The organism is Acinetobacter sp. WU_MDCI_Abxb74 (genome assembly GCF_025513915.1).
GTDB lineage: Bacteria > Pseudomonadota > Gammaproteobacteria > Pseudomonadales > Moraxellaceae > Acinetobacter > Acinetobacter calcoaceticus_C.
Map to the genome: position 1 here is coordinate 42,300 of NZ_JAHPRP010000007.1, position 26,536 is coordinate 68,835.

General features: G+C 39.4%; 23 protein-coding genes and 1 pseudogene. 17 read left to right on the forward strand and 7 right to left on the reverse strand.

All coding sequences use genetic code 11. The features are described 5' to 3' along the window. Positions 1-121: 121 nt before the first annotated feature. The 16 genes from KTH84_RS12580 to KTH84_RS12655 all read left to right on the forward strand — a co-directional run bounded on the left by KTH84_RS12580 (position 122) and on the right by KTH84_RS12655 (position 20,384). A complete protein-coding gene (locus KTH84_RS12580) occupies positions 122-1,180 on the forward strand; it encodes a pilus assembly protein PilM (protein ID WP_133971487.1) in 1,059 nt (352 codons plus the stop codon). Further along, complete coding sequence (locus tag KTH84_RS12585; protein WP_133971489.1) at positions 1,180-1,821, forward strand: PilN domain-containing protein; 642 nt, start codon at positions 1,180-1,182, stop codon at positions 1,819-1,821. The genes KTH84_RS12580 and KTH84_RS12585 overlap by 1 nt, the downstream gene beginning before the upstream one ends. Continuing rightward, positions 1,818-2,567, forward strand: coding sequence for a type 4a pilus biogenesis protein PilO (locus tag KTH84_RS12590; protein ID WP_133971491.1), 750 nt, complete (start codon positions 1,818-1,820; stop codon positions 2,565-2,567). The genes KTH84_RS12585 and KTH84_RS12590 overlap by 4 nt, the downstream gene beginning before the upstream one ends. Positions 2,568-2,577: 10 nt before the next feature. Continuing rightward, positions 2,578-3,105, forward strand: a complete 528-nt coding sequence (locus KTH84_RS12595; protein ID WP_133971492.1) for a pilus assembly protein PilP — start codon at positions 2,578-2,580, stop codon at positions 3,103-3,105. 62 nt (positions 3,106-3,167) lie between these two features. Next, positions 3,168-5,333 carry a type IV pilus secretin PilQ family protein gene (pilQ, locus tag KTH84_RS12600; protein ID WP_262473385.1) on the forward strand — a complete coding sequence of 722 codons (2,166 nt, stop codon included), beginning with the start codon at positions 3,168-3,170 and terminating at the stop codon, positions 5,331-5,333. An 11-nt stretch (positions 5,334-5,344) separates the two neighbouring features. Continuing rightward, on the forward strand, positions 5,345-5,914 hold the full coding sequence (aroK, locus tag KTH84_RS12605) for a shikimate kinase AroK (protein WP_042895460.1): 570 nt from the start codon (positions 5,345-5,347) through the stop codon (positions 5,912-5,914). A gap of 28 nt (positions 5,915-5,942) precedes the next feature. Next, entirely contained in the window at positions 5,943-7,025 is a 1,083-nt protein-coding gene (aroB, locus tag KTH84_RS12610; protein ID WP_262473386.1) for a 3-dehydroquinate synthase, read from the forward strand. Positions 7,026-7,041: 16 nt separating this feature from the next. Further along, a complete protein-coding gene (locus tag KTH84_RS12615; RefSeq protein ID WP_133971498.1) occupies positions 7,042-7,923 on the forward strand; it encodes a hypothetical protein in 882 nt (293 codons plus the stop codon). A gap of 461 nt (positions 7,924-8,384) precedes the next feature. Continuing rightward, positions 8,385-12,860, forward strand: a complete 4,476-nt coding sequence (gene gltB / locus KTH84_RS12620) for a glutamate synthase large subunit (RefSeq protein ID WP_262473566.1) — start codon at positions 8,385-8,387, stop codon at positions 12,858-12,860. Positions 12,861-12,929: 69 nt separating this feature from the next. Beyond that, positions 12,930-14,351, forward strand: a complete 1,422-nt coding sequence (locus KTH84_RS12625; RefSeq protein ID WP_262473387.1) for an FAD-dependent oxidoreductase — start codon at positions 12,930-12,932, stop codon at positions 14,349-14,351. Positions 14,352-14,527: 176 nt separating this feature from the next. Next, positions 14,528-15,415, forward strand: coding sequence for a metal-dependent hydrolase (locus tag KTH84_RS12630; RefSeq protein ID WP_262473389.1), 888 nt, complete (start codon positions 14,528-14,530; stop codon positions 15,413-15,415). A gap of 128 nt (positions 15,416-15,543) precedes the next feature. Further along, on the forward strand, positions 15,544-16,134 hold the full coding sequence (locus KTH84_RS12635) for a LemA family protein (RefSeq protein ID WP_042895448.1): 591 nt from the start codon (positions 15,544-15,546) through the stop codon (positions 16,132-16,134). A gap of 24 nt (positions 16,135-16,158) precedes the next feature. Then, positions 16,159-17,232, forward strand: a complete 1,074-nt coding sequence (locus KTH84_RS12640) for a TPM domain-containing protein (RefSeq protein ID WP_262473390.1) — start codon at positions 16,159-16,161, stop codon at positions 17,230-17,232. Then, positions 17,226-17,786 (forward strand): TPM domain-containing protein, encoded by a 561-nt coding sequence (locus tag KTH84_RS12645; RefSeq protein ID WP_262473391.1) that lies wholly within the window; start codon positions 17,226-17,228, stop codon positions 17,784-17,786. The genes KTH84_RS12640 and KTH84_RS12645 overlap by 7 nt, the downstream gene beginning before the upstream one ends. 351 nt (positions 17,787-18,137) lie before the next feature. Beyond that, a complete protein-coding gene (locus tag KTH84_RS12650) occupies positions 18,138-18,581 on the forward strand; it encodes a pilin (protein WP_262473393.1) in 444 nt (147 codons plus the stop codon). Between the two features lie 174 nt (positions 18,582-18,755). Next, positions 18,756-20,384 (forward strand): PglL family O-oligosaccharyltransferase, encoded by a 1,629-nt coding sequence (locus KTH84_RS12655; RefSeq protein WP_262473395.1) that lies wholly within the window; start codon positions 18,756-18,758, stop codon positions 20,382-20,384. A 42-nt stretch (positions 20,385-20,426) separates the two neighbouring features. Here the strand turns inward: KTH84_RS12655 and bfr are convergent, their stop codons facing one another. The 7 genes and pseudogenes from bfr to gmk form a co-directional block, all read right to left on the reverse strand. Next, on the reverse strand, positions 20,427-20,891 hold the full coding sequence (gene bfr / locus KTH84_RS12660) for a bacterioferritin (RefSeq protein ID WP_262473396.1): 465 nt from the start codon (positions 20,889-20,891) through the stop codon (positions 20,427-20,429). Between the two features lie 245 nt (positions 20,892-21,136). Then, on the reverse strand, positions 21,137-21,331 hold the full coding sequence (locus KTH84_RS12665; protein WP_009392016.1) for a bacterioferritin-associated ferredoxin: 195 nt from the start codon (positions 21,329-21,331) through the stop codon (positions 21,137-21,139). A 219-nt stretch (positions 21,332-21,550) separates the two neighbouring features. Further along, positions 21,551-21,934: a RidA family protein gene (locus KTH84_RS12670; RefSeq protein ID WP_262473398.1), complete on the reverse strand. Its 384-nt coding sequence runs from the start codon at positions 21,932-21,934 to the stop codon at positions 21,551-21,553. A 144-nt stretch (positions 21,935-22,078) separates the two neighbouring features. Then, positions 22,079-24,184 (reverse strand): RelA/SpoT family protein, encoded by a 2,106-nt coding sequence (locus KTH84_RS12675; protein WP_262473400.1) that lies wholly within the window; start codon positions 24,182-24,184, stop codon positions 22,079-22,081. Positions 24,185-24,223: 39 nt separating this feature from the next. Next, positions 24,224-24,313, reverse strand: a pseudogene (locus tag KTH84_RS12680) (hypothetical protein); the annotation flags it as partial. A gap of 80 nt (positions 24,314-24,393) precedes the next feature. After that, positions 24,394-24,672 carry a DNA-directed RNA polymerase subunit omega gene (gene rpoZ / locus KTH84_RS12685; RefSeq protein WP_002116990.1) on the reverse strand — a complete coding sequence of 93 codons (279 nt, stop codon included), beginning with the start codon at positions 24,670-24,672 and terminating at the stop codon, positions 24,394-24,396. A 72-nt stretch (positions 24,673-24,744) separates the two neighbouring features. Continuing rightward, complete coding sequence (gmk, locus tag KTH84_RS12690) at positions 24,745-25,374, reverse strand: guanylate kinase (RefSeq protein ID WP_042895429.1); 630 nt, start codon at positions 25,372-25,374, stop codon at positions 24,745-24,747. A gap of 122 nt (positions 25,375-25,496) precedes the next feature. Between gmk and ispH the strand changes: the two genes are divergently transcribed. Continuing rightward, entirely contained in the window at positions 25,497-26,447 is a 951-nt protein-coding gene (gene ispH / locus KTH84_RS12695) for a 4-hydroxy-3-methylbut-2-enyl diphosphate reductase (protein WP_042895425.1), read from the forward strand. Positions 26,448-26,536 lie beyond the last annotated feature (89 nt).

The window sequence follows — 26,536 nt, forward strand, 5'->3', positions numbered from 1 at the left end:
GGTCAGTATAGCCTTTAGACATGCGGATTGTTAGATGAGATATTGTATCCGTGTAAAAATAAAGACCTAGATTATTGGTTTGTAATTTTTTTTGGGGATAAAAAAATAATAGGACAATAGTGTGCTCAGGTTATATCGTAAACCGAATAAGGGGTTAATAGGTGTCGATATTAGTTCGACTTCTGTTAAGTTGTTAGAGCTCTCTGTTAAGAACGGTAAATATTGGGTGGAAAGCTATGCTTTGATGCCTTTACCCGAGAACAGTGTAGTTGAAAAAAATATCTTGAATCCAGAAGCGGTTGCGGAAGCTTTGGAACGGGCGATGAATTTAGCAAATCCCCAAACCAGTAACGCTGCAATAGCTGTTCCAACATCGACGGTTATTCATAAAACCATCGAAATGGATGCAGATATGAATGATGATGAACGAGAAGTTCAGATTCGATTAGATGCGGAGCAATATATACCGTTCCCTTTGGATGAAGTGAGCCTTGATTTTGAGGTTTTACCAGACCGACTGCCTAATCCAAACCGCGTGAATGTACTTTTAGTTGCAACAAGAACAGAAAATGTTGAAACACGAGTAGAAGTACTGGAACTGGTGGACTTAACGCCTAAGCTTGCTGATGTAGAAAGTTATGCTGTTGAACGCGCTTTTAGTGTATTTGCTGATAGCTTACCAATGGGTGCAAATACCATTGGTATTTTAGATATCGGTCATACCATGACGACATTATCGGTTATGCAAAATGGCAAAATCATTTATACCCGTGAACAAGTCTTTGGTGGCAAACAGCTTACTTTGGAAATTCAAAGCCGTTATGGTTTGTCTTTAGAAGAAGCGGGACGAGCTAAAAAAGAGCGCTCTTTACCAGATGATTATGATATCGAAGTCTTAGAGCCATTTTTGGATGCTGTAGTGCAGCAAGCAGCCAGATCTCTACAATTTTTCTTCTCTTCATCACAATTCAATGAAATTGACCATATTTTACTCGCTGGTGGGAATGCCAATATTCCTGGGCTTGCTAAATTGTTGCAGCAAAAACTTGGTTACCGTGTAACCATTGCCAATCCGTTTTTACAAATGGGTTTTTCTCCTCAAGTCGACGTTCAAAAAATGGAAAATGATGCTTCATCATTAATGGTGGCATGTGGCTTGGCTTTAAGGAGTTTTGATTAATGGCAACAATTAATTTACTCCCTTGGCGTGATGGGCTTAGGGAGCAACGTAAAAAACAATTTATTATTTTATGTTTTGGGGTCGTTGTTTTGGGGATCGCCACTGTATTTTCTGGGTGGTTTTATTTGAATCAAAAATTAAATGATCAAGAACAAGCGAATCAGCTCATTACCAGTACAAACCAGACTTTAGATCAACAGCTTAAAACCTTAAATGGTCTGCAAGAACAGCGTGATGCCATTATCGAGCGTATGAAACTTATTCAGGGATTGCAAAGCCAGCGTCCTGTTGTCGTGCGTTTGGTAGATGAATTGGTGCGCGTAACTCCTCCAGCGATGTATTTGACTAAATTTAGCCGAACTGGAGATAAATTTACTATTGAAGGTAAAGCTGAAAGTCCAAATACGGTTGCGGAGTTATTACGTAATCTCGAAGCATCATCATGGTATCGCAACGCTTTTATGAACTCTTTCTTGGCGACTGAAGAGAAAAAAGATAAGACTGCGAGTTCGCTGCTTCCTAGAGTGGAAGATAGCTATGGTAGTTTTGTTGTGACTGTTGATTTGGGCGAAGCGGGGGTGACCACAACAGATGATACCGCCAATACGTCTGTAAGTACGGATAAGGGGGCGGTTAAATGAGTCCGGATGAACTTCATGAGTTGTCGTTAGAGCAGGCGCCATCTAAGAAAAAAAAGATCACTTTAGAAAAATTTCTTCAGCAATTTAATACACTAGATATGAACAGTTATGGTAGCTGGCCATTATCTGTGAAAATTACTTGCTGGGTTTTTATTTTCTTTGCTGTGTTGGCTTTGGGATACTTTGTTGTTATTCAGCCAAAGCTACAAGCAATTGATAATGCACAGGCACAAGAAAGTAATTTGTTGAATGAGTTTCGAGAAAAAGATTCAAAATTACGTAACTTGCAGCAATATCAGCTTCAACTTCAAGATATGCAAGCAAACTTTAATCAGCAGTTAGAGCAATTGCCAAAAGAAACTGAAATTCCAAGCTTAGTTGAAGATATTAACTTAACTGGGGTGAATTCTGGCCTGAAGTTTAAAAATATCCGTTTAGAAGATGAAGTGAAGCAAGAAATCTTTATTGAACAGCCTATTACGATGGAAGCAACCGGCGATTATCACGCTTTTGGTGCTTTTGTCAGTAGTATTGCGGCACTACCACGTATTGTGACCATGCATGATTTTGTTGTAGAAGCTGCACCTGACAAAGATAGTAAGTCAGATATTCCTGTACTTAATTATTCTATTAAAGCAAAAACTTATCGCTATATGGGCGCCGTAGAAAATGCTGAACATCTGGAAAACAACGCTTCAGCTTCAGTAGCACCTGTTTCCTCTACTGCTAATACACAGTCGAAATAGGAACATTACAATGAAACTTAAGCAAATTTCTTTTTCTATTTTGGCGTGTTTAGTTTTAGTCGGATGTGACTCAAGAATCGACGCTGTAAATCAGCAAATGGCAAATATACGTAATCAGCCACCACAGCCGATAGATCCAGCACCTGTTTTCACACCTGTACCACAGTTTAATTATGCGGCCCATCAGTTAAAGAGCCCATTTTTACCAAGCTCACTGGCTGCTGAACTCAAAATTATGGCAGGAAAACGAGTCTATCCGAATTTCTCACGTGCACCCCAGCCTCTAGAAAGTTATGCATTAGAGTCCTTAAACATGAAAGGAAGCATCCGTAACAACCGTGGGCAAGTGCTGGCTCTTATCCAATCACCTGATCAGCAAATTGAGCGAGTACAGGTGGGGAACTATATCGGGATGAATCAAGGGCGTATTACCCATATTGGTCCAACTCAGATTGATCTGGTGGAAATTGTCCCTGATGGGCGCGAAGGCTATGTGGAACGACCAAGAACCTTAGTGTTAATTGGGCCCACACCCTAAGATTTAGGGAATAACAAAGAAAAAGTATTTTTAAAGATTATTTAATTGGGGATGGTCAGACAATGAATCACGTATTCCGTCAGTTTTCTATGGGGGCTGTAGCCATTGCACTTATACAGGTTGCCTCTGCACAGGTCAGCATGACCAATATTGTACCGACACAAATTGCAGGTCAGGGTACAGAAATTAGAGTTATGTTTAATGGTTTGCCACCGCAACCACAGGCATACCAACTTGAAAATCCTTCACGTTTGATTTTGGATTTTAATAAAGCTCAGCAGACTTTAACACAGTCAAAAGTGGCGATTGGTACAAATGAAGCGAGTTCGGTTGATGTAAGTTCTGACGATCAGCGCTCACGTTTAACTGTAAATTTAAAAGAGGCAGGTGCGTTTACAACACGTATTGAAGGCAATACTTTTATTTTAAAGATTAATTCAGCTCAAGCAGTTATTAAACCTTTACCAACAAGTACGGTTCAACCTCAGGGTGTTTCAAATATTGGTTTTCAGCGTGGTGGTCAAGGTGAAGGGCTAATTGTTATCGATTTATTGGGAAGTAATACTCCTGTTGATGTTCAACAACAAGGCAGCAAAGTTGTAGTCAGAACGTTAGGCTCTAAAATACCGACGCATTTAGCTCGTCGCTTAAACGTAAATGACTTTGCAACCCCTGTTTCTACAATTGAATCTTATAACGAAAAGGGCAATGGTGTTATTACAATTCAATCTACTGGTAGCTATGAATATATGGCTTATCAGGCGGAGAATAAACTCACCATTAGCTTAAAGCGACCTCAGGATAAAAATGTAACTTCTTTATATAAGACGCCTAATTATTCTGGGAATAAGCTTTCTCTTGATTTCCAAGATATTGAAGTTCGTCGAGTTCTACAGTTACTTGCCGATTTTACGGGCATTAATATGGTGGCTGCCGATAGTGTTCAGGGTAATATTACTTTGCGCTTGAAAGATGTTCCATGGGATCAGGCACTTGATATTATTTTAAAGACCAAAAATCTTGATAAACGCAGAAATGGTAATGTCATTTGGATTGCTCCTGTTACAGAGTTAATTAAGGCCGAAGAAGAAGAAGCAAAAGCTGTCGCGCAGAGTGTCAAACTGGCTCCATTGCAAACTGAGTATATTCAACTTAAATATGCACAAGCTCAGGATATTATGGGGTTAATTACTCAAGGCTCAAATAATAGTAATGGTTTACAACGGACTTCTGGTGGTGGAACATCAACTTCTACTAACTTAAATACGGGTGTTGATAGTTTAGGAAATAACGTAGGAAGTTTACTGAGTCCACGTGGAACGATTACTCAAGATGATCGTACCAATACCTTAATTATTAATGATACGGCCCAATCGATTGATCAAATTCGTAAAATGATTGATTTACTGGATGTACAAGTTAAGCAGGTCATGGTTGAGGCACGCATTGTAAGAGCATCTACATCGTTTACCAAAGAACTTGGTGTTAAATGGGGGATATTGTCGCAAGGGATTACAAATAATAATAATTTGCTGGTGGGCGGTAGTGAAACAACCCTGTGGAATTTGCGAGAGCCTAAAAAAGATGAGACTACAGGCGGCTATAAATATACGATTGAACGCCCAGATAACTTAAATGTTGATTTAGGGGTAACTAATCCGGCTGGAAGTATCGCCTTTGGTTTGATTAGTATGTCTGATTTTATGCTTGATCTTGAACTTTCCGCATTACAAGCCGATGGCTATGGTGAGGTTATTTCTACACCTAAAGTGATGACAGCAGATAAACAACCCGCGAAAGTTGCGACAGGTCAACAGGTCCCTTATCAAACCACGACTAATTCTGCTGCGGGTGCTACAGCAAGTACATCATTTAAAGATGCGCTGTTAAGTTTAAACGTGACACCAAGTATTACACCTGACGGTAAGATCCAAATGAAATTAGATATTTCAAAAGATTCCGTTGCAGGGGCTGCTCCTAATGGTGAGCTAATTTTAAATAAAAATCAGATTAACACTAATGTATTGGTTAATAACGGTGAAACGGTCATTTTAGGAGGGGTATTTGAACAGACCACATCTAACTCACAAACCAAGGTTCCTTTCTTCGGTGATATTCCTGTACTTGGGCATTTATTCAGAAAAGATGTGAAATCTGATGATAAACAAGAGTTACTGATTTTCGTTACGCCACGAATTGTTAATGACACTTTGGTGAGAAATCATTAATATATTTTTTAATGAAAGCAATTGAAATAGGTGGCGCCTTGCCAAGCAAAGCGTTTGAAACCCTGCCAAATATTTATTTGGTAGGGCCCATGGGGGCAGGAAAAACAACCGTTGGACGTCATTTAGCCGAAATATTAGGGCGTGAATTTTTAGATAGTGATCATGAAATTGAACGCAAAACAGGCGCCACTATTCCTTGGATTTTTGAAAAAGAAGGGGAATTCGGATTTCGTGCTCGTGAAACCATCGTGTTGAATGAGTTAACTTCCCGTAAGGCTTTGGTTTTAGCAACAGGCGGTGGTGCGATTACTCAAGCCCCCAATCGTGAGTTTCTAAAGCAGCGTGGTATTGTTGTTTATCTTTACACTCCCGTGGAACTACAATTACAACGCACTTATCGCGATAAAAACAGACCTCTATTGCAAGTTGAAAATCCTGAACAAAAATTACGAGATTTGTTAAAAACACGTGATCCTTTATATCGTGAAGTTGCTCATTACACGATTGAAACCAATCAGGGTGCTGCACGCGATCTTGCTCAAAAGATTTTGCAACTTATTTTGTCTAACACGCTAAAATAGCCAAACTTACTCGTGGTTTAATAAACTCATGCAAACTTTACATGTTGAATTAGGCGAACGCCGTTACCCTATTTTTATTGGCAGTCAACTTGATCCTAAGCAGTTGCTTGAGCCTTATATTCATGGTCAACAGATCATGATCGTGAGTAACGAAACGGTCGCCCCTTTATATTTGTCTCACTATCAAGAAGCGTTAAAAAGTTTGGGTAAAACTCTAGCTACTTGTATTTTGCCTGATGGTGAAAAATATAAAGATATTCAACATTTAAATTTAATTTTTGATGCATTACTTGAAGCTGGTTTTAACCGAGACTGTACGGTTTTAGCTTTAGGTGGTGGTGTTATTGGTGATATGGCGGGCTTCGCCTCAGCATGTTTCCAGCGTGGTGTATATTTTGTTCAGGTTCCGACCACACTTCTTTCACAAGTAGATTCAAGTGTAGGTGGTAAAACAGGAATTAATCATCCACTGGGTAAAAACATGCTTGGTGCATTTCAGCAACCTCAAGTTGTTTTGGCTGATATGGCTCAACTCAACACTTTACCAGATCGAGAGTTGTCTGCTGGATTATCAGAAGTTATTAAATATGCTTTGTTAGGTGATGCTGATTTTCTAGTTTGGTTAGAGCAAAATATGGATGGATTGGTTGGACGAGATGCTAATCTTTTAGCAGAAGCTGTTTATCGTTCATGCGCTCATAAAGCCCGTATTGTTGCAAACGATGAAAAAGAGCAAGGTGAGAGAGCTTTACTCAACCTAGGTCATACGTTTGGTCATGCGATTGAATCTTATCTTGGTTATGGTACTTGGTTGCATGGGGAAGCAGTAGCTACTGGCATAGTCATGGCAGCTGATTTATCACAGCGTTTAGGCTGGATTTCGAGCAATGATGTAGAGCGTACAAAAAAAATTATTCAACGCGCTAATTTGCCGATATCATGTCCGAAAATTCCATTGGATGAATTCCTTGGATATATGGCGCATGATAAAAAAGTACTCAATGGTCAATTACGTTTAGTGTTGTTAAAGCAACTTGGACAAGCAGTAATTACTAAAGACTTTGATGTTGAACTCATGAAACAAGCTATTTTAGCAAATCAACACGGATAATAAATTAAGGTAACACATGACTGTATCACGTACACTTTGGCAGAATGTTCAACAATATATCTGGTTGGTGGGTGGTATCGTCTGCTTGTTTCTGGCTTTTCTTTTCTGGGTAATGACTGATAGTAAGAAGCTTGTAGAAGTTGAAAAAGCAGCCGATTCAGACACACCAGTGCAAATTCAGCCAGAAAAAGTGGCAACAACAGCTAACTTAGGTGCTTTAGCTGATGAAGTTAGGCCTCTGGATTTAACGACTCGGACTGTTGTATCTGGTCAGCATGAGGCGGAGTTTCGCGGTACAAAATTTATTAGCGAAAACAAGAAACAATGGACGCTTGAGCTGTTCCGTGCATCTGACGAAGATATTATTAAAAACTTTTTAAAGAATCGTTCAGACCGAAATAAATTCATCTACTTCCGATTAAGTGGTGATAAGCAATCTGAACAATATGTTTTGACATATGGTGTATTTAAACGTTCTGAAGATGCAATTCAGCAGTTAACACAACTGAATCTTGATTTACCTGAATCGATTAAGCCACAACCTCAACAATTTTCGACTTATGTGCCACTCGTCAATGACTTGGGTGCGGATGAAATGAAAGGTGGGATTAGTCAAACTTATGAAGTGCGTTTACGTCCAGCTGCATTACCAAAAATTGATGAGTCTTTACTCATGAGCACAGGTGTAAATAGTGCTATAAGTGCGCAACCTAAAGTGGCTGCTCCAGCAACGAACTCTACAACTCGGACAACTATTATTCGCCGAGATGCAGAGGGAAATGTTGTGGATGTACATCAGTCTAATTCTGCTGCTGATACTGCTAAAAAGGCTCAACAAAATCGTGCAACTGAGACTCCTCCAAAAAATGCAACAAATGAGGGCATAAGAGAGAACTAATAGTAAGAATAATTCGCACAAATATAGTGCAATAATAAAAGACATATATATTTTTTGATCAAGTGTGGTGCATATTTGGTCATTTATTAAAATGATAACCAGAATAAAATCGATCTATTTTTAAGAAATATAAACACTTAAGTTGTAAAAACTATCTTGGCATATTTTTTGCTTTATTCTTGTGCTTATTAATGTACTGCTAACTATTTTGGCGCTCTAAAGAGTGAAGTCTATGCAGAGTCGTGGGGTCGAGCTGCTTTAAAAGAGTGCGAAATAAGTCAAAACATTTTTCTAGCAAAAACCAGTGTACGTAAAAATGGAACAGCGTATATTGGCTTATCAGCCCAAAATTTTTTTTTGCGAAACATTGAGCTAACTATCGTCCATAGGCAATATCGCAGAAATAAGTTGTTTGTTTGACGCTCGAAAGAGCCTTATTGAAAGAAGGGTACGCTATGCACATGCCATCGCCTAATACTGTAGCTCCCGCTCAAGGTTTATATCAACCTGATGAGTTTAAGGATAACTGTGGTTTTGGACTGATTGCCCATATGAAGGGTGAATCAAGTCATCATCTTGTAGAAACCGCGATTCACAGTTTAAGTTGCATGACGCACCGTGGTGGTATTGCCGCAGATGGCAAGACGGGAGATGGTTGCGGCTTATTATTGGCGATGCCAAAGCAATTTTTTCGTGATGAAGCAAAAAAACTGAGTGATATTACACTTAGCGAAGTTTTTGCTGTCGGTACTGTATTTTTAAATGTTGATCCGGCATTAGCGAAGCACTCTAAAAATATTTTAACTAAAGAAATTGAGGCTGATGGCTTACGCGTACTGGCTTGGCGTGTTGTCCCTACAAATAACGATGCACTAGGTGAAATTGCACTTCAATCTTTACCGGCTTTTGAACAGGTCATAGTGAACTGTCCAATGGGTGTAACAGAAGTTGAGTTTAACCGTAAACTATTTTTGGCGCGTCGCCGTGCAGAACAACAATTACTAAATGATTCGTCATTTTATGTGAACACGCTTTGTTCAACAGTAATCAGCTATAAAGGCTTGATGATGCCGGCTGCGATTGCTGAGTTCTATACAGACTTGGCAGATGAACGTTTAAAGTCACACATCGTCGTGTTCCACCAACGTTTCTCTACCAATACTTTACCGCGCTGGCCTTTGGCTCAGCCTTTCCGTTACCTTGCGCATAATGGTGAAATTAATACCATTACAGCGAACCGTAACTGGGCATTGGCACGTACGCCTAAATTTGAAAACCCATTATTGCCCGGCTTAACTGATCTTAATCCAATTGTGAACCGTACAGGTTCGGATTCTTCAAGCTTAGATAACATGCTTGAAATCTTGGTTGGTGGCGGTATGGATTTATTCCGTGCATTACGTATGTTGGTGCCACCAGCTTGGCAAAACGTTGAAACTTTAGATGCAGACTTACGTGCATTTTATGAGTTCAACTCTAAGCATATGGAAGCTTGGGATGGTCCTGCGGGCTTGGTAATTCAAGATGGTCGTCATGCCATCTGTATGCTTGACCGTAATGGTTTACGTCCGGCACGTTGGGTAGTTACCAAAAATGATTACATTACCTTAGCATCTGAAATTGGTGTTTGGGGTTATGAACCTGAAGATGTGGTTTCTAAAGGTCGTGTTGGACCGGGCCAAATTTTGGTCGTTGATACGTTAACAGGCAAAGTGCTTGATACTAAAGATGTAAATACACATCTTAAAAATATGCGTCCGTACCGCGAATGGTTACGTGATCATGCAATCCGCTTGAAAGCTAATCCTGAACTTGAAGAACAATTAGTTTATCAAGGTTTATCAGGTGATGCGCTAAAAGCTGCTCAAAAAATGTTTATGGTGACATTTGAAGAGCGCGACCAGTTGTTGCGTCCTATTGCTGAAAGTGGTCAGGAAGCTGTGGGTTCTATGGGTGATGATACGCCAATGGCTGTATTGTCTCGTCAAGTACGCCATGTGACTGATTATTTCCGTCAGCAATTTGCGCAAGTCACAAACCCTCCAATTGATCCATTACGTGAATCGATTGTAATGTCGCTCGAAACCTGTTTAGGTCGTGAGCAGAATGTATTTGAGCAGGGCCCAGAGCACGCAGACCGAATCATTATTTCGAGTCCTGTTCTGTCTAACTCAAAAATACAGCAAATCCGTAGTATTGATCGTGCAGGCTATGAGTCTGTTGACATCAATTTAAACTATGCTGAAGAAGAAGGTTTGCAAGCTGCGATTACACGTATTTGTGAAGAAGCGGCACAAGCAGTTCGTGATGGCAAAACTTTAATTGTTTTGACAGATAAAAATATTCGCCAAGGTTTCTTACCAGCAAATGCTGCGCTTGCAACTGGTGCTGTACATCATTACTTGATTAAAACTGGTTTACGTACTGATGCTAACATCATGGTTGAAACTGGTTTTGCACGTGATCCACACCAATTTGCGGTATTACTTGGCTTTGGTGCAACCGCGGTTTATCCGTACCTTGCATATGACGTGATTAATGATTTGATTGCTAAAGGTGAGCTTTTAGGTGATCCAATCCATGCGCAAGCAAACTTCCGTAAAGGGATTGAGAAAGGCCTATTAAAAGTTCTTTCAAAAATGGGTATCTCTACAGTTGCGTCGTATCGTGGCGGTCAGCTTTTTGAAGCAGTTGGTTTGTCATCTGAAGTAGTAGATCAGTGTTTCTTAGGTGTTCCAAGTCGTATTCAGGGTGCAACATTTGCTGACCTTGAAAAAGACCAGAAAAAATTAGCTGCTACAGCATGGTCAAATCGTAAACCGATTGATCAGGGTGGTTTGCTTAAATTCGTATTTGATAAAGAGTACCATGCGTTCAACCCAGATGTGATTAACTCATTACATACGGCTGTTCGCTCTGGTAAATATGAAGACTTTAAAGTATATGCTGAGTTGGTTAACAACCGTCCGGTTGCAACCATTCGTGACTTATTCAAGTTAAAAACAACGAATTCGATTCCAGTTGACCAAGTAGAGTCAGTTGCAGATATTTTGCCTCGTTTTGACTCTGCAGGTATGTCTTTAGGTGCTCTTTCTCCAGAAGCACATGAAGCAATTGCGATTGCCATGAACACAATTGGTGGTCGTTCAAACTCTGGTGAGGGGGGTGAAGATCCTGTTCGCTACGGCACAATTCGTAACTCGAAAATCAAACAGATCGCATCTGGTCGTTTTGGTGTAACACCTGCGTACCTAACTTCTGCTGAAGTATTGCAAATTAAAGTTGCTCAAGGTGCAAAACCAGGTGAAGGCGGACAGTTACCGGGTGGTAAAGTAAATGGCTTAATTGCACGTTTACGTTACTCTGTGCCGGGCGTAACACTGATTTCACCTCCACCACATCACGATATTTACTCAATTGAAGATTTGTCTCAGTTAATTTTTGACTTGAAACAAGTTAACCCGAAAGCAATGGTGTCGGTAAAACTGGTATCTGAACCGGGTGTAGGTACAATTGCCGCTGGTGTTGCTAAGGCATATGCAGACTTCATTACCATTTCTGGTTATGACGGTGGTACAGCAGCATCTCCACTTTCATCAATTCACCATGCAGGTTCTCCATGGGAGCTTGGTTTGAGTGAAGCGCATCAAGCACTCCGCGTTAATGACTTGCGTGGAAAAGTGCGTGTACAAACTGATGGTGGTTTAAAAACTGGTCTTGATGTCATCAAGGCAGCAATTTTGGGTGCTGAGAGCTTTGGTTTCGGTTCAACCCCAATGATTGCTTTAGGTTGTAAATATCTACGTATTTGTCACTTAAACAACTGTGCGACCGGTGTTGCAACTCAACAAGACCATTTACGTCAAGAACACTATATTGGCGAGCCACAAATGCTCATCAATTTCTTCCACTTTATTGCGGAAGAGACGCGTGAATGGTTAGCAGCATTAGGTGTTTCTTCATTGAAAGACTTAATTGGTCGTGTTGATTTACTTGAAGTGTTGCCGGGTGAAACTGAAAAGCATGCTCATCTTGATTTAAGTGCATTGTTAACATCTCATCCATCTGCTGACGGTAAAGCCCAGTACTGTGAAGTACAAGGTAATGCACCATTTGATAAAGGTGTATTGGCTGAAAGAATGGTTGAGGAAATGCTTCCTGCAATTGAATCAAGTGCAGGTGGCCAGTTCAACTTCAAAGTTGTGAACTGTGACCGTTCGATCGGTGCTCGTGTGTCAGGTGAAATTGCTCGCCGCTACGGTAACTTAGGCATGGAAGTACATCCGGTTGTCATGAACTTGACTGGTACTGCTGGTCAGTCACTTGGTGTATGGAACGCTGGTGGTTTACACATCCGTCTTGAAGGTGATGCAAACGACTATGTGGGTAAAGGTATGGCAGGTGGTCGTATCTCGATTTTCCCACCACAAGGTTCACCTTTCCAGACACAAAACACGGCAATTATTGGTAATACCTGTTTGTATGGTGCAACTGGCGGTAAGCTTTTTGCAGCAGGTACAGCGGGTGAGCGTTTTGCGGTTCGTAACTCGGGCGCATTTGCTGTAATCGAAGGCGCTGGTGATCACTGCTGTGAATATATGACAGGTGGTGTGGTGACTGTGCTTGGTAAAGTAGGCCATAACTTTGGTGCGGGCATGACGGGTGGTTTTGCTTATGTACTTGACCTTGACAATGACTTCGTAGATTACTACAACCATGAATTGATTGATTTAAATCGTATTTCAACAGAATCTATGGAAGACCATAAAGAGTTCTTGTTGCGTATTATCGATGAGCATATTAAAGAAACAGGTAGTGCCTGGGCTTATAAAATCCGCAATGAGTTCGATTTCTACAGCCGTAAATTCTGGCTTGTGAAACCAAAGGCTGCTAATTTGCAAACGCTTTTGAAAACCACACAAGCTGATCCACAATAATTCCACGACTGCAACGACATAGGCAGGTGCGGACAACAGTGAAAACCGCGCCTACCCACGGAGAGAGACATGGCAGAACGCCTAAATAATGACTTTCAATTTCTGGATGTAGCACGCCAAGATCCAGAGAAAAAAGATATTACTGTCCGCAAAGCAGAATTTGTGGAAATTTATAAGCCTTTTACATCGGAAACTGTTACTAATCAGACTCACCGTTGTTTAGGTTGTGGTAACCCATATTGCGAATGGAAATGTCCTGTACATAACTACATTCCAAACTGGTTAAAGCTCATCGCTGAAGGCCAAATTTTCCAAGCTGCTGAGCTTTGCCATCAAACCAACACATTACCTGAGGTATGTGGCCGCGTATGTCCACAAGATCGTTTATGTGAAGGTGCTTGTACCTTAAATGATGGTTTTGGTGCAGTGACAATTGGTAATGCTGAAAAATATATTAACGACACAGCCTTTGCTTTAGGTTGGCGTCCAGATATGTCGGGCGTGAAATGGACTGACAAAAAAGTTGCAATTATTGGTGCTGGTCCAGCAGGTTTAGGTTGTGCCGATATTTTAGCTCGCGGTGGCGTTAAACCAGTTGTATTTGACAAGCGTCCTGAAATTGGTGGCTTACTTACATTCGGTATTCCAGAATTTAAAATGGAAAAAGATGTCATGAAACGCCGTCGTGAAATTTTCACAGGCATGGGCATTGAATTCCGTTTAAATACTGAAATTGGTACTGATGTCACCATTGATGAATTACTTGCAGAATATGATGCGGTGTTCATGGGTATGGGAACTTATACCTATATGAAGGGTGGTTTCCCAGGTGAAGATCTTGCAGGTGTTTATGATGCTCTTGATTTCTTGATCTCTAACGTAAATCGTTGCCAAGGTTGGGAAAAAGACCCAAGTGAGTACATCAGCTTAGATGGTAAAAAGGTGATTGTTCTGGGCGGTGGTGATACAGCGATGGACTGTAACCGTACTTCATTGCGTCAAGGTGCTCATGATGTAACGTGTGCATACCGTCGTGATGAAAGCAACATGCCGGGTTCTGCACGTGAAGTAAAAAATGCCTATGAAGAAGGTGTGAAATTCTTGTTCAATCGTCAACCAATCGAAATCGTTGGCGAAAATGGCAAAGTGACAGGTGTAAAAGTGGTAACGACACAAATGGGTGCACCAGATAGTCGTGGCCGTCGTAGCCCTGAACCAGTTCCAGGTTCTGAAGAAGTATTGCCAGCAGATGCAGTTTTACTTGCATTCGGTTTCCGCCCAAGTCCAGCTGACTGGTTTGGTAATGTGAGTATTAATCTTGATGGTTCGGGTCGTGTTGTGGCAGCTGAAAAGCAAGAATTCAAATTCCAGACATCAAACCCGAAAATTTTTGCTGGTGGCGATATGGTCCGTGGTTCAGACCTTGTCGTGACTGCGATTTGGGAAGGTCGTCAAGCTGCTGAAGGTATTTTGGATTATCTCGGTGTTTAATAAAGTAGTTTGTTAAAGCACTCAAAAAAAGCCTACTTCAAGTAGGCTTTTTTTTATTGTCTACCATTAATCACTTTGATGCTTTTAGCAAAGACAATAAGCTTTTTTGCCCTTTTTAACCTTTAACCGTCACGACATACTCAAAGCTTCCTTCTTCAATACAATAGGTGTTGAATATGAACATCGCAGGTATGACGGCAGAAAAATCATATTTAAATCGTCGAAAAGCGTTGGGTATTACTGTACGTCGCCTTGAGTTTAACCCTAAGGCGATCAAGCGGCATTATTTTGCGAATTCACCTCTCATGTCTCACTTTTTAACTGCACTTTCCTCGACTTTTCCTGTTGGCGAGCAATTTTTTGTAAATAGCGTACGTAATGTGCGTGATAAAGTCTCAGACCCTCAGCTACAAGCACAAATTGCAGCTTTTATTGGACAAGAGGCAATGCACTCCAAAGCGCATAGTGAATTTAATGAAGCTTGGCGGCGTGATGACTATAATCTGGATAGTTTTCAAAAATGGTTAAATCAGCGCGATAAATATTTAAGAACGATTCCTCCTAAACTGCAATTGGCTCTTACTTGTGCTTTTGAACATTTTACTGCTCTACTTGGCGCATATGTTTTACAGCATCCAGAGTTATTAAAAACGTTAGATCAAGATGCACTAAAACTTTGGGTATGGCATGCGATTGAAGAAATTGAGCATCGTTCAGTCGCGTTCGATGTCTATCAGCATGTATATGGAGATGATCGTATTCGTCACTTACTCATGCGTAGTGTCACTACAGGATTTGCCAGTATTGCTTTTTATGGAACAACCCGCTTATTTTGGCAAGATAAATGGAATAGCTTACCTAAAATCGGAGGTAATTTATTTGGTTTATATTTGCTGGTTAAAATGCTTGTTCAGCTCATGCCCGAATATTTCGCATATTACAAAAAAGATTTCCATCCAAGTCAAAAGGATTATGGTCGTATGGTCGATTACTGGAAAAGTTCTTTAGCAGATGAATATCAAATGGCAAGTTTTCACCAAGAAAAAGACCAGTTATTAAATTAATAAATAACCGGATTGAAAAATCCGGTTTTTAAATCAATAAAATAAAAGCAACACAATAATGCCAAAATCATCATACAATCGAGGAAAGAGGTTAAAAATATAAAGAAAAACTTGAGGATAATGTGACGATGAAAACATTGAAACAACTCGCGATCGCGACGACACTTGCCAGTACCTTATTATTTTCAGGGTGTGGCTATAACACTTTACAAGTCAAAGATGAAGCAGTAACGGCAGCTTGGTCTGAAGTTCAAAACCAATATCAACGTCGATCAGATTTAGTACCGAACCTTGTAAATGTAGTTAAAGGGTATGCTAAGCATGAAGAACAAGTATTAACCGAGGTTACACAGGCACGTTCGAATGTTGCTGGTTTAAAAGTTGATAAAGAAGTTTTAGAAGATCCAGCGTTACTTGAAAAATATCAACAGGCTCAAAGTCAATTAACAGGGGCTTTATCTCGTCTGATTGCTGTTTCTGAAAATTATCCAGATTTAAAAGCCAATACCCAATTCCAAGAACTGCAAGTTCAACTTGAAGGAACAGAAAACCGTATTGCAGTGGCTCGTAATCGTTATATTACTACAGTGCAAGATTACAACGGATATGTCCGCCAGTTCCCGCAAGCAGTGACTGCAAAAGTAATTGGTATGCATCCAAAAGCCAATTTCGCTGCAGAAGCATCTGCACAGCAGGCACCAAAAGTTTCTTTTGATTAATTTTAAGAATCAAAGGAGAGCTGCATGAGAAATAATATATTGCTTCAGCTTAAGCAAATTAAGGTATTTATTGTTACCTTAATTTTGCTCTGTTGCGGTGTTCTTTTTCAGAATGCGGCATGGAGTGAAACTAATATTGCAACTGCTACTGATGAAACTGACACCATTGTAGCGGGCAAAATTATTCAGAAGCAGCAGGCTCAAGCTTCCGCTTCTAAAAATGAGCAGTCTGCTTCTGGCGTAGCTCCCCAAGCTCAAGTCGCCAACGATATGGCAGATGGTGAATCGATTCGTGGTTTGCCAACCTTAAATCAGCCTGTTATTGATCAAGCAAATATATTAAGCGAGGCAGAGAAGCAGCAGCTCGACCAAAAAATTCTAAGTTTATATCAACAAGGCAAAGCACAAATCGGTATTGTTATTGTTCCAACTACGGGCCAAGAAGATATTTTTGATTATGCATTACGAGTGGGTGAGCAGTGGCAATTAGGCTCAGCTAAGCGTGACAATGGATTACTCATTGCGGTTGCGGTAAATGACCGCCGTATACAAATTCTAACTGGCTACGGCTTAGAAGGCGTATTACCCGATATTGTTGCAAGTCGAATTATTCGAAACCAAATTACACCCTATTTTAAACAAGCCCAATATGCACAAGGTTTGAATGCAGGCCTTGATGAAATTGGAAGAATTTTAAACCTTGATCCAGAAGTTGCTCAGCAAGCTGCTCAAGATTTAAAAGAACGACAACACCAAGCTGCTGAAGAGCAACAAGCCAAACAAACAACACTCACGATGGCTTTATTTATTCTTGTTGCCGGAATTGTGGGTTCGTTTATTGTAGGGCGGCCTCTAAGCGCATCTACTGCGGGCGTTGCTGCTGCAGTGGCGGGTTTTGTAAATGGAGCAGGATTAGTAACTAGCTTACTACTTGGTTTTGGAATCTTCTTTTTACTCATTACTTCAATTGCGCAGCTTATTTTACAGGTTATCCTGAGTGGTGCAGGCGGAGGAGGGCGTGGTGGTGGCTTCGGCGGCGGAGGCTATGGCGGCGGTGGAGGTCGATTTGGCGGTGGAGGTGCATCAGGGTCATGGTAACAACATCAGAAACAACAGAAATCATTACTCAACCTAAAATTGAGGACTCTGTAGAACCGAGTCTTAAACGCTGGTTTAAGCATTTTTGTTACTTACCAGCCAGCAGTCGTTATTTTTCAAAGCAAGATAAGCAAAAGATTGCTGATGCTGTACAGCAGGCAGAACATGGACATGTGGGCGAAATACAAGTAGTAATTGAAGGTCACATTCCATGTTCACAGGCCTATCGGCAAAATACCCGATTAAGAGCACAGCAGTTATTTGCAGAGCTTGGGGTTTGGGATACCGCGTTAAATAGTGGTGTACTACTTTATTTGAACTTATGTGAACGTACAGTAGAAATTATATTTGACCGTGGTATCAGAAATGCCACTAATGAGCAAGTATGGCAACAGATTTGTGAGTCTATCGTTCAACAACTTAAACAAAAACAATATCAGCAAGCTGTAGTGATTGGCGTGCAGCAAATTGGAGAGGTGATGTCACGTTTTTATGATGAAAACATGCCAGATGAATCCAATGAATTGGGAAATGCCCCGATTATCATTAATTAAATTATTTTCTAAAATTCTTATATCTCATAGTTTTCTAAGTTTTCATTTTTAAAAGGTGACTGACAAAAAATGTCACCTATTTATTTATTTTTAAAGAGAATTTGTTCACAAAAACAAATATAAAGTTTGATGAGTTTAGTTTACTTTTTTTGATGTGTGATCTGTTTTAGCTGAAAGTCATGTGACGATTTTTGTCAGTTATTTACAGTGATTTTATATTTAGTAAATTGGGAAATTAATATAAGTTTTTGTTTTATAAATAAAATAAAAGTTGGCATGGATGCTGCAATATAGTTGATAGCTGAAAAAGCTTATATAAAAACATACATACAATCTTTGGGGAAAAAGGCTATGAATGCACAAAAAGGTTTTACATTAATTGAACTTATGATCGTGGTTGCGATTATTGGTATTTTGGCGGCAATCGCGATTCCTGCATACCAAAGCTATATTGCTAAATCACAAGCTTCTGAAGCATTTACATTAGCAGATGGTTTAAAAACAACAATTGCTACTAATTTGCAATCAGGCACTTGTTTTGCTTCTGGCGCCGCCGCCGCCGCCGCCGCTGATTCAATCGCTGGAAAGTATGGAACTGCAACTATTACAGCAGATACAACTGCGGGTGGTAGCGGTTGTGGTGTTAGTTATACATTTAAGGCTACTGATGTATCAGATAAATTAACAAGCAAAGTAATTGGTATGTCTGTAACTGAAAATGGTGTAATTAAGCCATCAACTGTTACAGTAACTGATACTACTCTAGCTGATTATTTACCTCAGTCTTTTAAATAATAATCTAAGTATTTGAAAATATTTATAGTTATTTTAAAAAAAACGCATCTTTAGGGATGCGTTTTTTATGTATAAAGCAATTGTAATCAACAATAATTAATTGGAACTTTAGATTCAGTTGACTAAGTTATCTGTATAATTCCCTGCAAGTTCTAAGTCTTTTCACTCGTCACTATGCAAGTATTCTTCCTATTCCTCGCTGCAATCCTGTTAGGTTTTGCATGGTTGTCTCCATTTCACTATAGTCCTTGGGTCATGTTCTCGAGTGAAGTGAGTACTTTTGGGGCTGGATTATGCGTATTAGCCGCTCTAATTCAGCAAAATATTAAAATTCCTAGAGCACAACTATTGTTGCTGCCATTTGCTTTCATTCCAATAGTGCAGTGGGGTTTTGGTTTAGTTTTTGATCTGAGCACAGCCTTATTGAGTTCATTTTACTTGTTAGGTTTTTGGTTTATGGTCTTGGCTGGCTACAACCTGTCCTTAGATCAACAAAAGCGAGATCAAATCTTTTCTGGTTTTAGCTTACTCGTAATTATTGTATCCGTTGCCACAAGCTTAATTGCAATTTGCCAATGGTTGAATATTGAGTCTAATATTCCCTATGTACTTAAGTTACAGGGTAATCGTCCTTATGGCAATTTTGGTCAACCCAATAATATGGCAACCTTTTTAATTATTGGGTTATTAGGGTGTTTGTATTTATATGAAAAGAACAAAGTAACTATCTGGTTATTATTGCCTTCAGCGCTCATTATTTTATTTACGGTCGCATTGAGTCAGTCAAGAACTTCATGGATAGTTTTTCCTTTTTTATTCATCTATTGGATGATTAAGCAATTTAAAAAGCAAAAAAGATTTGGACTTGCTCAAGGCTTTTTGTGGTGCTTAACATTTTTTTTAATTGCTGGCTTAATCTTACCTTATATCACTCAATTCATCGAATTCTCTACAAATACAGAGATTACTGAAACGAGTACGTTTGTTGCTCGTGCAGGCTCAGGGCATGAGCGTGTAGGTATGTGGATACAAATATTGCATGCTATCGCTCAGCAACCATGGGCAGGGTATGGATGGAGTCAAACGAGTGTTGCTGTAGTTGATAGTATTCAATATGGAACTGTACATGTATGGTTTAATAGTGCCCATAATGTACTGCTCGATTTAATTGTCTGGAATGGTATTCCATTAGCAGCTGTAATCATTGCTTACTTTACGTGTTGGTTCCTTTGGTTAAATCAACAGGCTAAAGAAACCATCTCAATTATAGCGATTATGATGGTTTGTGCCGTGTTGATTCATGCCATGTTCGAGTTCCCACAGCGTTATGCTTACTTCTTACTTACCTGTGGTTTTTTGCTTGGTATTATTCAGGCACAGACTCCTGTACTTACAGGAGTTGTACTTAATAAGCAAATTTTCCGCTTATTATGGGTAGTCAGTTTACTGCTTATTATTGGGATTTTACGTGATTACAATGTTTATGTTCTGAATAGTAATTTGCTTTATAAGAATAAACAGCCAAATGCAGAGTTCATGGGAAGCAGTAAAATTTTTGTTTTAACGCAGTTTGAGCAACGTTTAAAATGGATTGAACTTAATCCAGAAACTAAATTATCTGAAGCTGATTTAATCCAGTGGGGCAATTCAGTAAAGAATAAAGCAACTCCATATAATTTACGTAAATATGCAAAATTGCTGGCTTATAATGAAAAACTAGAGCAGGCACAGCAGCAAATATTAATTTTACAGCATCTCTATAAGCAAAAAATAACGCTGTCAGAGTTATTAAAAGAAAAGTAATAAAAAATCCCCTTGTACTCAAGGGGATTTTTTTATGAGAAATTACATCTGGCTTTGAATGTAATTTTCAATGCCAACGTTACCGATAAGGTCAATCTGAGTATCTAACCAGTCCCAATATTCTTCTTCTTTCTCTAAAATTTCTTGAACGAGATCACGCGTCACATAGTCTTGTTCTGTTTCAGCGAGTGTAACTGTTTTTTGAATCGCTTCTATATTTTCTTTCACTTTACGAATGTCACATTGCAGAACTTCTTCTGTATGTTGACCAATGTAAAGTTTGCCTAAATGCTGAAGATTAGGTAGGCCTTCCAAAAATAAAATACGTTCAATAATTTTGTCTGCATGCTTCATTTGACGAATTGATTCTTTATATTCGGCAGAGCCAAGCTGCTCAATTCCCCAATCATTAAACATGCGTGAATGTAAAAAGTATTGATTAATTGCAGTTAAATGATGATACAGCACTTGGTTGAGCTGATTAATCACATCACGATTGCCTTTCATTGTAGCTACTCCAAAACAATTTCTGCCTCAATTCAATTAAGGCAATCTATAAAACCATTTTAGTGAACAATCATGGATATGGCGAGTAGTTTATGGAACAGCAAATGAAAATCGCAATCAAAAACAACAAAATATTAGTAAAGGGGAATTTTTAGCCAAAAAAAACCGCTTGAATGAGGAACTATTAATGTTCAGCAAAAAGCGGTGGAGGAGCTAATAAATACTGTTAAATGTTTATAATTCTTTTACGCAGCGACGGAAATACGAGCGGCGATTTCTGCTAATTCTTCACTAATAATAGCACGTGCTTCTGGTGCACAGCGTCCACAGCAAGTACCGAGATCAAGCAAATCACGAATTTCGCGATAGCTTTCAGCGCCATTTTCAACAGCGTCTTTAATATCTTGATCGGTAATGCCACGACACAAGCAAACGTACATGGGAGTGATCCCCAAATATAAATGCGATAATAGATATTATTGATAATTATTATCGTTTGTCAATGAAATTCATTTAAAATCTCATTTATTATTATTGGGATTTTGGATAAAAAAATACCACCTGAGCGGAAATCCGAGTTGTGTTCAGATTTTATACAAAGGTGGTTCATGATTTGGAGCTAAGAATTTAACGGAAAATATTCAATATATTTTTATATCTTATTGATTAATAGCTACAATACCATCCATCTCTACTAATGCGCCTTTAGGTAGACTAGCTACACCCAAAGCTGCGCGGGCAGGATACGGTTGAGCAAAATATTCACCCATAATTTGGTTTACAAGTTGGAAATTTGATAAATCGGTTAGGAAAATATTAAGTTTAGCAATGTCTGCAAGTGAACCACCAGCAGCTTCACAAACCGCTTTTAAATTATCAAATACACGGCGAATTTGAGCTTCGATACCTTCTACAAGTTCCATACTGTATGGATCTAAACCAATTTGCCCTGAAAGATATAACGTATTGTCTACTAAAATAGCTTGAGAGTATGTGCCAATAGCAGCAGGGGCATTTTCAGTATGAATCACTTGGCGGGACATTTGGTTCTCCTTGATTAAATCTCATTCCATCATAATCGATGATAGGTTTGGACAAAAGTATCATCGATTTAACTGATTAAGTGGATTTGGAAAGTTTGATTTTGTTAAAGAAACATAAACCTGACCAATAGCTCTTGTAAAGACTTAGCTTACTTTTGAGACTTCCATTTGGGGATTAGGAGCATCCAAACGTTCAATACGCGGGAAACCATAATGCATACGTAAGTCACGGATGACTTTTGCAATATGTTTACGGTTGTTGACTACAATATTAACAAAAGTTCTTTGCTCATTTGAGTGAACCATTTCTACCCCTGCATTATTTTTACGGCATTGATAGATTAGGTCTGATACCTGCTCATCATTCATTGCCCTATCTATAGCGAGGTAGGCAGTAAAACGTACATCATCTACATCATCTGCTTTCCATTGAAGCGGCATAATATTTTCAGGGTGAAGATGTTGCTCATGTAGCAAGTTATGGCAGCGTATGCGATGCACAATTAACCCACGACGTGTTAAATGCCCTTGAATTGGGTCGCCTAGAACTGGATTGCAGCAATGCGCATATTTAACGTCGATACCTTCAGTACTTTGAATGAGTCGATCTGAATTTTCCACTTGTGGATGTTTGTCATGAGCAAATAGATGATTGGCTACGAGTTGAGGCAGTAAGTCACCAACAGCAATTTGTTCAAACAATGTATTTTTATTGTCGATGTGGCGCCATTGAAGTAAATCTAACCAGTCGGCTTCAGAAAGATCGTTAATCGAACGATTGAAGAGTTTCAGTGCTCGAGAAAGTGCTTGTGCACCGACTAAACGCTGTTCTTCAATGTCTTGGTCTTTAAGGACATGCTGTAATGCACGGCGAGCTTTTTGAGTATTAATAAAACTTAGCCAGTCTGGATTTGGTGTTGCTAAAACATCCGTAATAACTTCGATAACCTGACCGCTAATTAAGGGTGTCGACAGTGGTTTAATTTCACCATCTACTTTTGCACCAACTGCATGATTACCTAAAAATAAACTTGCTGAATAAGCAAAATCAACTACGGTAGCACCTTGTGGTAACTCATGGAGTTGACCATGTGGTGTGTAAACCCAAATTTTTTCTTGATGTAAGTAATCTAATAAATCATTAAAAGTCGTTTTTGCACATTCTCCATCGATAAGTGTATTCAGGTTTTGCATAGAGGCCTGAATGGCTGAACGACAAGTTTGTGGTGCATTTTCACCAAGCACTACGCCAAAGCGAGCAGCTTTGCGCATAAGCTCGGTCTGAATAGTAAGAGAGAGTGTGGTCTTTTCGCCTTTAAGTTTGATCAGCAAAGATTGGTTGCCACCAGGTAACGGACGACGGATATGGTCTTGGTATTGGATGACCTGAAAGTTTTCTCTTAATGCATCAACTAGGCGGTCACAGTCAGCAATTGTTTGTAAAACGATTTCAAAAGCATGACTATGGGTAAGCTCTTGTAAATCCATCTCATTTTTAACGAAATGGCGTAATAATTCGATATTGTTATTTTTCTTTTTAATGCGGCCTTGAATATGATAGTTATGGAGAAGTTCAGCGAGGTTTTGTTCCCAGATACTTTGATATTTACATCGCTCTGGTTTGGTTAGACGTAGTGCATTTTGCACGTTATCAAACATATCAAGATCAAGATTTTGATAACAAAGATTTTCTAGATTATCGCCCATTTCATTCATGCCGACTAATCTTGCCATTGGCACAAAGATATCAAGAGTTTCTTGAGCAATGCGGGCACGTTTATCGGGACGCAAAGCACCTAGCGTTGTCATATTATGATAGCGATCGGCTAATTTAATAATAATGACACGTGGGTCCTGTAGGGTCGCTTGCAAGATTTTTCGGAATGAGGCAGCTTTGTTATATTCTTTATCACTTGACTGGCTAAGTTTGGTTACACCGTCAACTAGTTCGGCAACTGTCAGACCAAACTTTTCAGTAATATCTTCTTTTGTATATTGCGTGTCTTCAATAACATCATGCAAAAGTGCTGCCATTAAGGTTTCAGCATCTAAACGCATGTTCGCTAGAATGCAGCTGACAGCAATTGGATGCAGAATGTAGGGTTCACCACTTTTACGTGTAATGCCAGTATGCGCTAGATCGGCAAAATCACAGGCAGCAAGCACTTTCTCGACCTCACTTACCGATAAGTAAGGGTCGATAATCAATTTAAGCTGTTGCTTGGCTTGGCTGACCTCTTCGCCTGGCATAAATCACCCTTTTTCCTAATGCTGAAAAACTAAATCTATCTACTTCTTAATGAAAAGCATATTGCGGAACTTGTCAATTTTTTCATTTGAAAAAGTGTATTTTTTTTTCAATGAAAATAATTGCTTTTTTCAATATCTTTAAATTCAAGACAAAGCCAAATAAAAAACCACCGCAGAAAAACGATGGTTTTTTTATAAAACAGAATTAGTTAGAAAGAAAAACCTTCTAAATTCAAGCTGTTTGTAGAAAGAGCAAGATCAAGACTAGAAGTTTGATAATCTTGTTCACGTTGTTTAAGAATTTCTTTCGTAACGTGTCCTGCCGCGATTTCGCGCAAAGAAACTACAGTCGGTTTGTCGTTATCCCATTCTACAGTTGGCTCCATGCCTTGACGTGCCAATTGACGAGCACGTTTACTTGCAACGAGCACAAGCTCAAAACGGTTGTCTACATGATCTAAACAATCTTCAACGGTGACGCGTGCCATAAAAGTTCTCGTTTTGGAATGGTGAATTTGAACAGACTAAACAGTATAAAAGGCTTTCGATCTAGACTCAAGTTATTCCTGTTTTGGTTGAGGAGTAATCAAGTCTTGAATTAATGTTTGATGACGTTTGGCTTGCTGAGATAATACTAAACGGTTTGCTGTAATCACAGCTTCAAGCTCATGTAGGGCTTTATTAAAGTCATCATTGATAATGATGTAATCAAAGTTCGTGTAATGCTGCATATCTTCAACTGCACAGCTTAAACGATGTTCAATGACTTCAACTGAGTCTGTACCACGATTAGATAAACGCTGACGTAGGTCAAACTGAGTAGGGGGTAAAATAAATATTTGTTTTGATTCAGGAAAAAGTTTTCGTACTTGCTCTGCACCTTGCCAATCAATTTCAAGTAAAACATCGTGCCCTTGAGCTAACTGTTGCTTTACCGTTGTTTGAGAAGTGCCATAGTAATTACCAAATACTTCAGCGTATTCAATAAAACCGTCATGGTTGACTTGGTCTAGAAATTCATCTTTTGTAGTGAAGTGATAGTGAACACCATCTAATTCACCTGGACGTTGACCTCGGGTGGTATGTGAGACTGAAACATGTAAATTGCTCACTCGGTCAAGCAGGGCTTTCACCAAAGATGTTTTGCCCGTTCCTGATGCAGCAGAAACGACAAACAATAGACCCGACATGATATTTTTCCTGATATGATAAAATATCTTCGCTATTGTAGTGTACCGTGCGTTTAAACTGAATAGTTTTAATTGCAAATATTCAAGAGAAATTCCCCTGTTTTATTAATTTTGAGGCTGTTATGGAAATTGTGTTAGCTAATCCGCGTGGTTTTTGTGCCGGTGTTGATCGAGCCATAGCAATCGTCAATCGGGCTTTAGAATGTTTTAATCCGCCTATTTATGTACGTCATGAAGTTGTACACAATAAATTTGTAGTAGATGACTTACGTCAAAGAGGGGCAGTTTTTGTTGATGAGCTTGATCAGGTTCCGGATGACTCAATTGTAATTTTTAGTGCGCATGGCGTTTCAAAAGCAGTTCAGCAAGAAGCAGAGCGCCGGGGCTTAAAAGTTTTTGATGCCACTTGTCCTTTAGTTACCAAGGTTCATATTGAAGTGACTAAATATGCACGTGAAGGTACTGAAGCAATTTTGATTGGTCATGAAGGGCACCCAGAAGTTGAAGGAACAATGGGTCAATATGACAAATTAAAAGGTGGTGAGATTTATCTTGTTGAAGATGAAGCTGATGTGGCTGCACTTGCAGTAAGACATCCTGAGAAACTTGCATTTGTAACCCAAACAACTTTATCTATTGATGATACAGCTAAAGTCATTGATGCTTTGCGTGCAAAATTTCCTCATATTCAAGGGCCACGTAAAGACGATATTTGCTACGCAACTCAAAACAGACAAGATGCTGTGCGTGACTTGGCTGAACAGTGTGATGTGGTGTTGGTTGTAGGCTCACCTAACTCATCAAATTCAAATCGTTTACGTGAGCTTGCAGAGCGTATGGGCAAAGCTGCTTACCTTGTAGATAATGCTGATCAGCTAGAACAGTCATGGTTCAATGATACTTGCAAAATTGGTGTGACAGCGGGTGCTTCAGCGCCAGAAATTCTGATTAAGCAAGTAATTCAACGTTTACAAGACTGGGGCGCGCAAGCACCTAAAGAATTAGATGGACGTGAAGAGAACATAACCTTTAGTCTTCCTAAAGAATTACGCATTCACGTGACTCAAGCATAAAGTGTGACTTATTTAACATACTGATTTTAAAATAGTAAAACAGATAATTGTTGATGTGACGATTATCTGTTTTTTTATACCCTTTATCT